11 protein-coding genes are annotated in these 12283 nt (G+C 69.4%); 8 read left to right on the forward strand and 3 right to left on the reverse strand.

Features of this window, described 5'->3' with window-relative positions:
• The first annotated feature begins 10 nt into the window (after window positions 1–10).
• From ACGFU6_RS03145 to ACGFU6_RS03170, 6 genes are all read left to right on the forward strand, one after another.
• Window positions 11–463: a hypothetical protein gene (locus ACGFU6_RS03145; protein ID WP_393607758.1), complete on the forward strand. Its 453-nt coding sequence runs from the start codon at window positions 11–13 to the stop codon at window positions 461–463.
• Between the two features lie 345 nt (window positions 464–808).
• Entirely contained in the window at window positions 809–1318 is a 510-nt protein-coding gene (locus tag ACGFU6_RS03150; protein WP_393607759.1) for a hypothetical protein, read from the forward strand.
• A gap of 150 nt (window positions 1319–1468) precedes the next feature.
• Complete coding sequence (locus tag ACGFU6_RS03155; RefSeq protein WP_393607760.1) at window positions 1469–2737, forward strand: helix-turn-helix domain-containing protein; 1269 nt, start codon at window positions 1469–1471, stop codon at window positions 2735–2737.
• 411 nt (window positions 2738–3148) lie between these two features.
• Complete coding sequence (locus ACGFU6_RS03160; RefSeq protein WP_393607761.1) at window positions 3149–4555, forward strand: hypothetical protein; 1407 nt, start codon at window positions 3149–3151, stop codon at window positions 4553–4555.
• A gap of 585 nt (window positions 4556–5140) precedes the next feature.
• Window positions 5141–7105: a MobF family relaxase gene (mobF, locus tag ACGFU6_RS03165; protein ID WP_393607762.1), complete on the forward strand. Its 1965-nt coding sequence runs from the start codon at window positions 5141–5143 to the stop codon at window positions 7103–7105.
• Window positions 7074–7370 carry a hypothetical protein gene (locus tag ACGFU6_RS03170; protein WP_393607763.1) on the forward strand — a complete coding sequence of 99 codons (297 nt, stop codon included), beginning with the start codon at window positions 7074–7076 and terminating at the stop codon, window positions 7368–7370. The genes mobF and ACGFU6_RS03170 overlap by 32 nt, the downstream gene beginning before the upstream one ends.
• A gap of 66 nt (window positions 7371–7436) precedes the next feature.
• Here ACGFU6_RS03170 and ACGFU6_RS03175 read toward each other — a convergent pair whose 3' ends face one another.
• Together ACGFU6_RS03175 and ACGFU6_RS03180 are read right to left on the reverse strand one after the other, a co-directional pair.
• Window positions 7437–8912 carry an alpha/beta hydrolase gene (locus ACGFU6_RS03175; protein ID WP_393607764.1) on the reverse strand — a complete coding sequence of 492 codons (1476 nt, stop codon included), beginning with the start codon at window positions 8910–8912 and terminating at the stop codon, window positions 7437–7439.
• Window positions 8913–8966: 54 nt separating this feature from the next.
• Window positions 8967–9437, reverse strand: coding sequence for a hypothetical protein (locus ACGFU6_RS03180; RefSeq protein ID WP_393607765.1), 471 nt, complete (start codon window positions 9435–9437; stop codon window positions 8967–8969).
• A gap of 170 nt (window positions 9438–9607) precedes the next feature.
• Here ACGFU6_RS03180 and ACGFU6_RS03185 point away from each other — a divergent pair, with 170 nt between their 5' ends.
• Entirely contained in the window at window positions 9608–10816 is a 1209-nt protein-coding gene (locus tag ACGFU6_RS03185) for a sensor histidine kinase (RefSeq protein ID WP_393607766.1), read from the forward strand.
• Window positions 10813–11418, forward strand: a complete 606-nt coding sequence (locus tag ACGFU6_RS03190) for a response regulator (protein ID WP_393607767.1) — start codon at window positions 10813–10815, stop codon at window positions 11416–11418. The genes ACGFU6_RS03185 and ACGFU6_RS03190 overlap by 4 nt, the downstream gene beginning before the upstream one ends.
• A 112-nt stretch (window positions 11419–11530) precedes the next feature.
• Here ACGFU6_RS03190 and ACGFU6_RS03195 read toward each other — a convergent pair whose 3' ends face one another.
• A complete protein-coding gene (locus ACGFU6_RS03195) occupies window positions 11531–12274 on the reverse strand; it encodes a TetR/AcrR family transcriptional regulator (protein ID WP_393607768.1) in 744 nt (247 codons plus the stop codon).
• Window positions 12275–12283 lie beyond the last annotated feature (9 nt).

Genomic DNA, 12283 nt, shown 5'->3' on the forward strand with positions numbered 1-12283 from the left:
GGAGGACACGATGCAGATCAATCCGCGCAGGACCACCTTCAGCTTCGCCCCGCCGGTCGACAACGCCGCAGCATGGCACCTGCGTCTTGACGACTTCGCAACGAAGCTCACCGCAGCCTTCCCCGAGGCCGTCACCTGGCCCGAAGGCCCTCTCGGGCCCCGCGGGGCGGAAACGTTGTCGTTCGAGATGCCACTGGGTGACGGAGTTTGGCTTGAAGGACTGGCCACCACTCCCTTTCCCGAACTTGGCTCGGTGCTGGTCGAGAAGGCATCCGCGGACGAGGCAGCCGTCATCGCTGTTTGGCTGCGCGACGTGTTCGCCCCCGCCCCTGATCTGGTCCACTTCACCAGCGAGATGGCACTGGACCGCGGAGAGGTCACCTACACCGCGCTGCCGCCCCATGGAAGCGTGACCGAAGTAGCGGCAGCCCTCCAGCAGCACCTCGAGCGCGCTGACATGTGACGTTCCGTCGTTCGCAGGGTCCGCCGCACTTCGTGCCGCCAGGCACCGGTATTTATAGAGAGCCTCTACCGTCTGCTGCCGTTCCTGGAGCGCCGGGCCCGGAACGCCGCCCTGGCGCTGGACGGCAGCGACGGCCTGGGCGACCTGCTGCTCGTACGCCGTATGTTCGGCGCGCGACGGGGCACCCTAGTGCGAGCCATTTTGTCAGTCAGCGAGTCGTTGACCGTCCGTGGTGGGGCGTGACTCTTCGACGCCGACGACCGGTACGACGAGGGCTACGGGGACGGCCTAAGGAACCTCCTCGTCAACTGCGCCACCGACATTGCGGTTGAGGTCGCTCAAACCGTGACGGTCGCCGCCGTGGAGGTTGCCACCCCGTACCTCAAGGACGGGGCACGCCGATTCAAGGAGAAGCTGCGACGCAGGCCCAAGGACGCCCCGGCCGCTGAGGTGGTACAGGAGACTGCCCCCGAGCGGCCGACTGCGTCTGGTCTCCGACCGGTGACTGCTGCCGCCAATGGCCGCGACCAAGTGGACCTCGTCCTACGTGCCGACCAGGGTGACGCCAATATGCAGGCTGCGCTGGAGCGAATCAACCCGCGCGCGGCCGAGACATATGGCATCGCCGCGCACTACTCCGCCAGCCTGCCCGCGGCAGACGTGGTCGGCGAGGCCATGCGCCAGGCGCTGGCAGCAGCCGCGCCCGGCTACGTCGCCGCCGCCCTTGAACGCCTCGCCTTCGACGACGAGCTCGGCCTGACCCCCGCGCAGCAGAAGCGTCTGCGGGGTTGTGCTGCGGAGCTCGACCCCGGTGTGGTCGAAGACCTCACCGGCGCCAATGCCCCGCTCGCGTAGCCCGGACGCTCCGGGGGCGAGAGCCGCCGCTGCGTATTCGGCCCCCGGTCGGGCGGACCCCGGCCGGCGGCGCTGCCGTCCTGGAGCTACTGGTCACTTCGTGGCAGCTTCAGGAGGACAGGGCACAGAGGGCTTCCCTAAGCTTGCGCCATGCCTTTCACGCCACTTCACCGCATACTCGGGCTCGCGCCTGGGCCGCTGACCGGTGACATCCTGGACGCCGCCGTAACAGCTGGAGTGACGGAACACAGCGACTTGGACTGGAAGTCCGAGCTGCCGCCCGCCAAAGGTCTGCCGCAGACAGACTTCCCGAAGGATGTCGCGGCCATGGCGAACAGCGGCGGCGGTGTGATCGTTTACGGCGTACAAGAGACGCAGAAGGCGGCGACTAGCCGCGTCGATGTCGGCGAGTTCGATGAGGGCCACGAGCGGGCACTGCGAAGCGCCGCGATCACTGCGATCTCTCCGCCAGTGTTCGGGCTCGGTGTGCACCGTGTGGGCGAGGCAGGGAACAGGGCCGTGGTGGTGGAGATCCCGGCTAGCGTCGACGGTCCGCACCTGATCTATCGGCACGACTATTTTGGCGCTCCCGTCCGCAACGACGCCGACACGGTATGGATGAAGGAACGCCAGATCGAGGCCATGTACCGCGCTCGCTTCGACGAGCGCCGCCATGCGACCGAGGCCCTGGACTCGCTGTTCACCGAAGCCGCCGCCGGGCGCGACAGCCGCAAGCGCGCGTGGCTGATCGCGGTTGCCCACCCGCGGCTCCCTCTCGTTCGCGAGAGGCTGACGCGCGACCAGGCGCAGAAGGTGATGTCCAAGGCAGAGAGCCTTGCCTTGATGTACGCGGGGCGGGGTGGTGTTCACCCCCTGGAGAGCGTGGACCGGCTCAACCCTCGCCCTGGCCTGCGCCGGTGGGTCCTGGTGAACACGGCAGCGGCCGCCTACTCCTGGTGGAAGGAGGCGTGGGCCACCATCCACCACGACGGATCGGTCACCCTGGCGGCCGCTGTGGGCGGACACCGGCGTGCTGCTTCGGGCGCTGAGGGCGGGGAGTTCTTCGAGGGCCGGCACGTCGAGTCCTCTGCCATCGAGTGCTCGATCGCGGACATGATGGCGTTGGTCCGAGCGACTGCGGACCTGACCGGTGCCGGCGAGTACGACGTGCGTGTCGGAGTCGAGTGGGCTGGCGAAGGGCCGCTGACAATTCTGACCCGGGACACCATGGGCTTCGTTTACGACGAGGTGTCGACCCCTCTGCATCGGTATACGCCTGTCGAGACGGCTGTGAATGCAGTTGCTTCTGACCCGGACTTTTTCTGGCAGGTGCACGACCTGGCGCAGGACTGCGTGAACCAGGGCGGTGTGTCGAACGTTCTGATGATCCGCCCTCCAGAGCGTGACGGGTCGGCGTAGCTGAGCTGCTCCCTGCGGACCTGCTGTTACCGATTCGTTCGTCCCAGAAGCCGGTGCGAGCGATGGCGTCGGCGGTGACGGGTGGGGTGCGGTCGACAAGGAGAGGGTGGGGACGGGACCCGCGGTCTCCTTCTTGCGGGAGCCGGTTCGTGGCTACAGTCCAGGCCATGGCTTCTCCCGAGGCACTCGCAGCGCGCGCACTTGCCCAGGCCGCGGTGAAGCTGGCGCAGAGAAAGACCGCCTGCCCCGGGCCGCTGCCGGGGCAGGTCCTGGCGCCCCGCATCTGAGGCGCCCATCGCGCCATGACCAGCACCGCTCGGCCCTTCGCCCAGCACTGCGAGCCTGACTCGACAGCCGTCCTGGACGCTGCAAACTGCTGACTGCCCGGCGGAGTTCTGGGATCATCGGCTGATGGTCAGCAGCAGGTACCGCTCGGGACTTCGGCAGCAGTTGGACGCTGTCGTCTCGCGCCACCTCAGCGGGAACACGCACGCCACCCTCAACGCAGCGTTCGCGGAGCTGGCCATGCCGGAGATCCCCAAGGAGGAGGGATCGCTGCGTGAACGAATCGAACGCAGCTACGCCCAGGTCTCCGACAACGATCTCACCCACGTCGCGCAACGCATCCTGGCTCGTGGGAGTCTCACCGCTGCGACTCGCAACGGGATACAAGATCTACTTTGGGCGGAGTCGTCACCCCCGGCGATATCCAAGAGGGTCCGACGCGAACTGGCCCGAGCCCTGGATCTGGCGGACATGGCACGCCACGAAGCCCGATTCATGACGCTGCTGGAGCGCTTCTGGGTGCTCGACCGTGAAGAATCCCTCGCCGACCTGCTACTTCCCAGCACCAACCGCCCGCCTGGGCTGAGACAGCACATCCAGCAACACGTCTTCCGCAACCCGGAGGACTGGTCGACCGAGGACCTCTTCGAACACCTCGGGGCGTTCGACGCCGGCGACGCGCGATTCGCCCGCTTCCTCGCATCGGCCGTCTCCGCCGACGTGCTCCTCGACGAGCCCGCCCAACGTCACCTCGTGGCACAGATCAACGAGCAGATCCGCAGCGCGGGAGTCGAGCTCCGTGAGACCGGGGCAGACGGCGGCTACCCGCGCTTCACCGTGGTCTCCACCCGGCTCGCCGACAACCGACGGCCGAAGAACGTCATCTTCGCCTCGCTCACCAAGCCGGACATCCGATTCCTCTCCGCAGTGGACAACGACATCGAAATCGTCGGTGACCCCGGCAACGTCCTTGTCTACGACCGCGAGATCACAGGCGACGGCATCCGCTGGCGAGACCTCCAAACCTGGTGGCAGGACACCCAAAAGCTCGCAGACGAGGCCGAAGCCAAGAGGACCCTCTACCACCGGCTCCGCCGCAGCCTGCCCGGCAACTCACCCGGGCAGCGCAACGTCTTCGAGCTCTACCACCACATCCTCGGCTCTGCCGTCTATGACCTCCCGGCGCTCCTGCCCGAGGTGTGGCTCCACTGGGACCACAAAACAGTCCGTGAGCGTGGCCCTGAAGCGCTGCTGCGCTCCCGCATGGACTTCCTGCTCCTACTGCCCCACGGCCAGCGCGTCGTTCTTGAGGTCGACGGGTCCCAGCACTACACCCGCGACGACGGTCAGGTACCCGACAGCTGTAAGTACGCGGAGCTGGTGGCTGGGGACCGCGAACTCAAGCTCAGAGGTTACGAGGTCTTCCGGTTCGGCCACGACGAAGTCAGGGACGCGGAACGTGCCAGGCTCCTGCTCCAAGAGTTCCTGCCGGCCCTCTTCCAACGTTTCGAAGTGAATGGCCGCACCAGCTGACACAGGAGGCCGGAGCACGGGCTGGATGAATACGGGTACCTATCCGGCCCCAGCCGTGAAGGCTGAACTCGCACGACCACCGTCGAAGACAGGGAAGTGGCGTCCCGGTTCGGCGTACTCCGGCTCCGGGATTTCGGGAACCCGCGCGCTTCCCGTAATCCGGGGCGGAACAGGCCGGTGCGGAGGCCGGGCACGAAGGCGTCCACGACGACCCGGTGGAAGCGTCGGCGCTGGGCGGGAGTGAGGTGCTGGAGGTCGGCGGTGAAGCGCGGGCAGGTCTCGAAGGTGGGCACGTTGGTCTCCTCCGGGCAGCACGACGAAGCCCCTGGCAGTCCGCCGGGGTTGATGGGCGGTGCTCGTTGGTGGTGCGTGTTCCCTGGCACTCGGTGGTGCTCAGTGGTGTTCGTTGGTGTCGCTCGGGTCGTGAAGTGATGGCTGCCGGAGAGCGATGACATTTCCGATCCGGCTGGAGCCGCTTCCCGTCTGACGGGCACCGGTGAAGAAGTTCGGCCGCTGCTCCCGCCTGACGGGACGTACGGCCGTCCGGCCTTTTCTTGCAGGTCAGAGCCGTGTGACGTGGTCTCCATGACAGTGGATATCAAGGTCATCCGGGCTGGTCAGATGTACCGCTACTACCTGCGCGAGACCGTCGTCGGCGATGGCCGCCGCCCCGCTCGCACGCCGCTGCGCGCCGCCCAGGGGGAGGCCGGTGTCCCGGTCGGGCGCTGGATGGGCCGCGGCCTGGCCGTGCTCGGGCTGAGCGCGGGGGAGGAGGTCACCGAGAGCCAGCTGCGGAACCTGTTCGGCGAGCGGGGCCGCCATCCGTACGCGGACCGGATCGAAGCAGACCTGCTCGCCGCGGGCGTCTCCCCGAAGAAGGCGTTCAAGACCGGCGCCCTCGGTCGCCGGGTGACGGTCACGGGCGTCGACTTCGTGTTCCGGCCGCAGCCGACGATCTACCTCCTCTGGGCGCTGGGGGATGAGGAGACCCGCCGGGTGATCGAGGCCGCGCACGAGCGGGCGATCACACGGGTGTTGGAGTGGATCGAGGACGAGGTCGCGGTGATCCGGTACGGCAAGGACGGCATCCACCGGGTGTGGCCGCCCGGCGGTCTGGTCGCCGCGCGCTTCCGCCACTACGAGGCGCGTTCCGGGATGCCGCTGCTCCATGACCATCTGCTGTTGTCCGTGAAGGGGCAGCGCCTGGACGGGAAGTGGGGCTCGATCCACTCCCTGGCCCTGCACGAGAACACCGTGGCCGCCTCCGCGCTCTACAACGAGCTCGTGGCCTCTGAGGTCTGCGAGGCGCTGGGGCTGGCGACCGAGCCGCGTACCGTCACGCCGGGGCGCCGGCCGGTGATGGAGATCGCGGGGGTGCCGCACGAGCTGATCCGCTGGACCTCCCGGCGCAGCGACCAGATCGCCGCCTGCATGGAGGACCTGGAGCACGAGTACGTCACCGCCGTCAAAGACGACGGCACCCTGAAGTACCTGCCGGTGGTCTCCGAGACCGCCCGCGCCAAGCTGAACGCGATGGCCGCCCGCAAGACCCGCCCGCCCAAGCAGAAGACCCTGCCGCTCGTGCAGCTGCGTGTCTGGTGGAAGGCGAGCGCGATCCTCACCTCCGGGGTGGCCGCCGACATCATCACCTCCCTCCTCGAGTACGCCCGCGCCGCGGCCGTCGCGATTCGGGCCCGGGTCGCCGCCGTGGTCGACGTCGCCCTGGCGGCCGTCGACGTCGCCGCGACGGTGTTCGTGATGAACGACGGCGGCCGCTTTCACCGACGGCACCTGCTTGCCGAAGCCCGCCGACACCTCGTCCTCGTCCAGCGCGGCCGCCGTCGCGACCCCGGCCTGGACGACCGGATCGTGGCCGCTGCCATCTCCACCCACTGCCTGGACATCGGCGAGCCGACGTCCGCACGCGGCCTGGAGGCCGGCTACCGCCTCTACACCGCCCGGTGGGCGCTGTCCGATCTCCCCGCCCGCCGTCGCCCACCCACACTCAGTGGCCCAAGAGCTGGACCTGCCGCCACTCGACCGGATTCGCGAACTCCTCAACGCTGTTCAGGAACAGCTGGATGCCCAGGACGACGAGCTGAACGATCTCGACGATCAGATCGATCTCGGAGCCAGACAACAGGCGCAGGACGCACCGCGGACGGCTTCCCGCATAGTCCAGGGGAGTCTGGTGGAGGACACCCAGGCCGAGGGAAGTCCCGGAAAAGGGCGGGACAACCCGAGAAAACCTCTGACCAGCAGAAACGAGAGATAGCGGACGGGCGACGAGTTCGATCCGGACGAAGCGCACACGGATCACCAGCCGCTGGAGGGCCTGGGTGCTCAGCCGGCGGAGCTGGTGCTCGGCCTCAAGACCGCAAGCACCCCGGCGGCCTTGTCCACGGCGCTGTCGCAGCTGCGCCAGCGCACCCCGCGTACCGAACGACGATCGGTCAGCGATCTGACGCAGGCGGCATTCCCGGGACGGCTCAAGGACGACCTGGTCCTGATGACTGTCATGCGCTGGATCGACGGCGACGTTCTGCCTGACACGTGGTTGCACCTGCAGGCCCTTGTCCGAGCGCTGGGCGCCACAGACCGTGAAGTGAATGCTTTCCAGGAGGCCTACACCCGAACGATCGATGCGCACCTGCCGGGAAGAGCCTCGTTTCACGATCTCTCTGACCTGCCGGTATCCGCTCGCAGGCTGGCGGGGATTGGCAGAGCGGTAGTGCGCCGACGGAACCCGATCACTGTGGTGCTCAGTGGCTGCCTCGTTGCTCTGATCATCGCCGCGTATCTGCTGAGCCGCTGATCCGCCGGACCGGCCTCGGTTTCGCCGGGGCCCGTGCCCCGAGGGGGCGGATGAAGCGGTGACCGGCTATGCGGGGCAGTAGCTGTCGTGCGCGGGCCGCTTCCCGGTGACCAGGTAGTCGGTCACGGTGTCGTTCCCGCAGGTGTTCGGGCCCACCAGGTAGGCCACGTGCCCACCCTGGTCGATGGTGACCATCCGGGCCCGTTCACCGAGGGCCCGGCGCGTCCGCAGCGCTCCGGACAGCGGGGTCGCCGGGTCGCGGAGGTTCTGCACCATGAGCACGTTGGAGGGCCCCCGATCGGTGATCTTCACCCTTGGCTCCGCGGGGGCCGGCCAGAAGGCGCACGGCCGGATGTTGGCCGTGAACGCGCCGTACATCGGGTGGCGGACCCGGTCGACCGCGACGTTGTGCTGGTAGGTCGCCAGGGACGTCGGCCAGCGGGAGTCGCCGCAGATCACCCCGAGGTAGGCGGCGGGGTAGTTGTCGCTGTACGCGCCGCCGCCGCCGGGGTCGTCGGAGCCCGGGACCGGCTGGTTCGTGTCCAGGGCGTGCCAGATGGCGGCGAGGCCCGCGAGGTCGCTCTGCGAGCGGATCAGCCCCGCGGTGACGACGCGGAACGTCGTGCCGTCGTACCCCTGCGCGGGCTTCTTGTCGAAGCGCGCGGCGAGTTGGAAGTACTTCTCGCGTACCGCGGCCGGTGTGCTGCCCAGGTGGTACTGCCGGTCCGCGGCCGCGGCGAACTTCCCGAAGTCGGGGAAGCGGGTCTCGAAGCCCGCGCCCTGGCCGCGCAGGGCCTCGACGTCGTAACCCTCGGGCGGCAGGCTGCTGTCGAGCACGACGCGGTCGCCGCGGTGGGGGAAGAGGGTGGTGTACACCGCGCCGAGGTAGGTGCCGTAGGACTCGCCGTAATACGAGATCTTCGGCACGCCCAGTGCCGCTCGGATCCGGTCCATGTCCCGCGCGGTGTTCTCGGTGGTGATGTGCGGCAGCAGGTCTGCGGTCTTCGACGTGTTGCACCGAGCGGCGAGGCTCTTCGCGATTCCGGCCTGCTTCGTCACCTCCGCCGCACTGCCGGGGTTGGCCGGGTTGGCCGCCACCCCGCCCTGAGCAGCGGTGAAGCCGCAGGTCAGCGGGGTGCTATGACCGACGCCTCGCGGGTCGAAACCGATCACGTCGTAGCGGTCGCGCACCTTCTGGGGCAGCTTCATCAGGGCGGGAACGGGGAGCCCCGGCAGGCCGGGGCCCCCGGGGTTGAGCAGGAGCACGCCGCGCTTCTCGGCCGGCTTCCCGCTCGCCAGACGGGACACCTCGACCTTGATCTTCCGCCCGTCGGGGTGGCGGTAGTCGAGCGGCACCGCGAGCTTCGCGCACCGCAGGGCCGCCTCCGTCGGGCTGGGGCACGCCCCCCAGTGCAGCGGCGATCGAGACGGCGTGCTCCCCTGCGGCCGGGACGGCGTACCCGCCGTGGCCAGCTGCGATACGCCCGAGGTCAACGCGGCGCCCACCGTGACGGCGAGTGCCGCGAGCCAGATCCTGCGCATGGTTGTTCTCCTCACTTCGATAGGGCAGTAGCTGTCCGCACGCTGGGGGCGGAGTCAGCCACCCGAGAGGGAGACCGACCGGGCGACCGCCGCCGCCCTTGTCCGCAGCAGCACGACGACCAGCGCGAAGACCTGAAGCACGAGTTCCAGGTCCGGCAGGTCGGCGGTCGCCTCGGAGTGGCCGCGCCCGACGCGGCGGATCGTGCCCGCGGGCTCACCGCTGTCGCCGGTCATCGTGTACTCCCGGCCCGCCGCCGCGGTCTGCCGGAAGGGGACGGCCCGTCCGGAGCACGTCATCTCCCAGTTGCGGCGCACACGGTTCGTGGCCGCGACGGCCGCCCCGTCGCCGTCGAGCAGTTCGTAGACACCGCTGAGGCGGTGCGTACGCACCTGGTAGTCGACCCCGCCCAGTGCGAACCGCGCGCCGATCCGGCCCTTACGCAATGAAAACGTCGTCAACGCCCTGCCGTCCTCGGTGAGTTCGTACTCCTGGCTCAGCAGATGATTCCTCTTCGCTTGCAGCATGACTTCATTGCAGCATCGCCCCGCCGGGCGGACCCATGCCGTTTGTCATGCATGACCGGGTGACAACCCGAACGGGGGCGCCGATCACGGGTGGGCGACGCTTGCCCCATGACCCCTGCCTCACTTCCCGGACTGCCGCTCGTACCCCCCTGCCACAGCCGGGCCGTAACATGATCAGCGTGGACGTACGCGATCCGGACGAGTTCTCCGCGGGCCAGTGGCCGGACTGGAGTTTCTGGAAGGACCGGCCGGACAGCCCCAGGGCCGGCGGCCGGGGCCGCGTGATCGCCGCCACCGCCACCGCACTGGCCTCCCTCACCCTGATCGCACGGGCCGAGGACATCACGCACGGCACCAGGTCTCCGCTGCTCACCTCACTCGCCCTCGGCCTCGTCGCCTGCTACGGCATCGGCTGCATGCTGGCACCCTGGTACGGGCCGACGGCGCTGCGACGGGGCCGCGTCATGATCGTGGCCGTGCTGTTCCTGCTCGGTGCGGCGCCGGCCGTACTTCTCGCTTCGCCGCACTACCTGACCGATCTGACCTACGCCCTCTCGATCGGGCTCATGCTGCTGCCGCTGCGCCACGCGCTGCTGCTCGGCCTCGCCACCGTGCTGGGGCAGATCGTCTGGATGCGTCTCGCCCAGGGCGAGGTGGCCTGGACACAGGTGGCCGTCCTCGTCGGCGTGACCGCGGTACTCGGCACCGTCTTCGCGCTCAGCTTCACGATCGGTCACCTACGGGCCGCACGCGAGCAGGTCAGGAGGCTGGCCGTGAACGAGGAACGGGCGCGGGTCGCCCGGGACATGCACGACGTCCTCGGCCACAGCCTCTCCACGATGACCGTCAAACTCGGGCTGACCCGGCGCATCCTGGAGTCCTCGGGAGACGTGACCCTCGCCGTCGGCCAGATCACCGAGCTCGAAACCATGGCGCGCACCGCGCTGTCCGACGTACGGGCCACCATCTCGGACTACCGCACCCTGTCGCTGGACAGCGAGCTCGCCGGTGCCCGCATGGCGCTGCGTGCCGCCGGCGTACGGCCGGACCTGCCCGCCGCGACCGACAGTGTGCGCACCGAGCTGCGCGAGGTGTTCGGCTACGTCGTACGGGAGGCGGCCACCAACGTGCTGCGGCACTCAGACGCCGAACTGTGCACCGTCCGCCTCGGGCCCGACTGGGTCGAGGTCACCGACAACGGCAGTACCAGCGTCCTGACGAGCGCCGGGAACGGGCTCACCGGCCTCACAGAACGGCTGGCCGCCGTGTCGGGCACCCTCGAACACGGGCCTGCCCCCGGCGGCGGGTTCCGGGTCGTCGCCCGCGGACCGGCCCCGGCGACCGGCCTCTCACCCGCACAGGAGGCCGAACCGACATGATCCGCGTTCTGCTCGCCGACGACCAGGCACTCGTACTCGGCGCCCTCGCGGCCGTGCTCCGGCTCGAACCCGACATCGACGTGGTCGCCGAGGTCGGCACCGGCACCGAGGTGCTGCCCGCCGCGCGGCAGACCACGCCCGACATCGCGCTGCTCGACGTACAGATGCCAGGCCGGGACGGCTTGGCCGTCGCCGCAGATCTCCAGCGGGCAATGCCCGGCTGCCGCACCATCATCTGCACGACCTTCAGCCGGCCCGGCTACCTCTCGCGAGCGATGTCCGCGGGCGCGGCCGGGTACGTCGTGAAGGACTGTCCGCCCGAACAGCTGGTCGATGCGATCCGACGCGTCCACGCCGGCCTGCGTTTCGTGGATCCGGCCCTCGCCGCGGAAGCACTGGCCGGCGGTACGAGCCCGCTGACCGATCGCGAGGGTGACGTGCTGCGCGCCGCCGCCGAGGGCGGCACCGTGGCCGACATCGCCAGGGAGCTCCGGCTGTCCCAGGGCACCGTACGCAACCACCTGTCGTCGGCGATCGGCAAGACGCAGGCCCGTACCCGTGCCGAGGCGGCCCGGCTCGCGGAGGCCAACGGCTGGCTGTGACCGCAGCGCCGTCCGGCCGCGGCAGCGGTCCGGGCCGCGATGTCCGAGCCTGACGGCGCCGCTCAACACGGGCCGTTGGATGGGTAGTTGCCTCACCGAGGGGTGAGGCGGCCTACGCCGGACGAGGAGTGAGCCCGCCGAGCAGCGCTGTGAGCGCGAACTCGAAGCGCTCGTGCTCCTCACCCGAGACCAGTTCCCGGATGTGCGCGACCGTGCTCGGGAAGCGGTCGGCGGGCAGCATCCGGTACCGCTCGACGAGGTCGTCCCGGTCCAGCACCCGCTGGTCGACGCCGCTGTCGGCGTGGTGGCGCAAGGACACCTCGAAGCAGTACGCCGAGACGTAGAGGAACGCGGCATCGACCGCCCACGCGGCGGACTGCGGCGCCACCCCGGCAGCCAGCAGGATCGTCAGCATGCCTTCGCTCAGCCGCAGCGCCTCCAGGCTGCTCGGGGCGGCGGCCAGCGCGACCCGTGAGATCCCGGGGTAGCGCAGGTACTCATCGCGCAGCCCCCGGCAGATTCCGAGCATCTGCTCGGTCCACCGCGCGGGGTCCGCCTCGGGCACCGGCACCGTGGCGCACACCTCGCTGATCAGCAGCTCGTCGAGCTCCGCCTTGTTGCGCACGTGCGCGTACAGGGAGGCCGGGCCGGTCCGCAGCGCGGCGGCGACCCGGCGCATCGTCAGGGCCTCGAAGCCCTCGGCCTCGACGAGCCGGAACGCCGCGTCCATGATCCGCGCCACGGTGATCGGGGCCTTCCCGGCCCGCTCGGCCCGTTCCGGCTCGCCCAGTGCGGCAATCTTCGCGGCCCATTCGTCCCGCTGCCCGGCGCGATCCTGAGCGCTTTTGTTCGTCATGGGCCCATC

Origin of the sequence: Streptomyces sp. NPDC048462, from assembly GCF_043200175.1 — a bacterium.
In the GTDB taxonomy this organism is placed as follows: domain Bacteria; phylum Actinomycetota; class Actinomycetes; order Streptomycetales; family Streptomycetaceae; genus Streptomyces.

Coding starts and splice junctions, on each gene's coding strand:
- ACGFU6_RS03160 (WP_393607761.1), top strand. CDS start 3,149: ATGGTCAGCAGCAGGTACCGCTCGGGACTTCGGCAGCAGTTGGACGCT.
- ACGFU6_RS03155 (WP_393607760.1), top strand. CDS start 1,469: ATGCCTTTCACGCCACTTCACCGCATACTCGGGCTCGCGCCTGGGCCG.
- ACGFU6_RS03170 (WP_393607763.1), top strand. CDS start 7,074: ATGCGCTGGATCGACGGCGACGTTCTGCCTGACACGTGGTTGCACCTG.
- mobF (WP_393607762.1), top strand. CDS start 5,141: ATGACAGTGGATATCAAGGTCATCCGGGCTGGTCAGATGTACCGCTAC.
- ACGFU6_RS03175 (WP_393607764.1), bottom strand. CDS start 8,912: ATGCGCAGGATCTGGCTCGCGGCACTCGCCGTCACGGTGGGCGCCGCG.
- ACGFU6_RS03195 (WP_393607768.1), bottom strand. CDS start 12,274: ATGACGAACAAAAGCGCTCAGGATCGCGCCGGGCAGCGGGACGAATGG.
- ACGFU6_RS03145 (WP_393607758.1), top strand. CDS start 11: ATGCAGATCAATCCGCGCAGGACCACCTTCAGCTTCGCCCCGCCGGTC.
- ACGFU6_RS03190 (WP_393607767.1), top strand. CDS start 10,813: ATGATCCGCGTTCTGCTCGCCGACGACCAGGCACTCGTACTCGGCGCC.
- ACGFU6_RS03185 (WP_393607766.1), top strand. CDS start 9,608: ATGATCAGCGTGGACGTACGCGATCCGGACGAGTTCTCCGCGGGCCAG.
- ACGFU6_RS03180 (WP_393607765.1), bottom strand. CDS start 9,437: ATGCTGCAAGCGAAGAGGAATCATCTGCTGAGCCAGGAGTACGAACTC.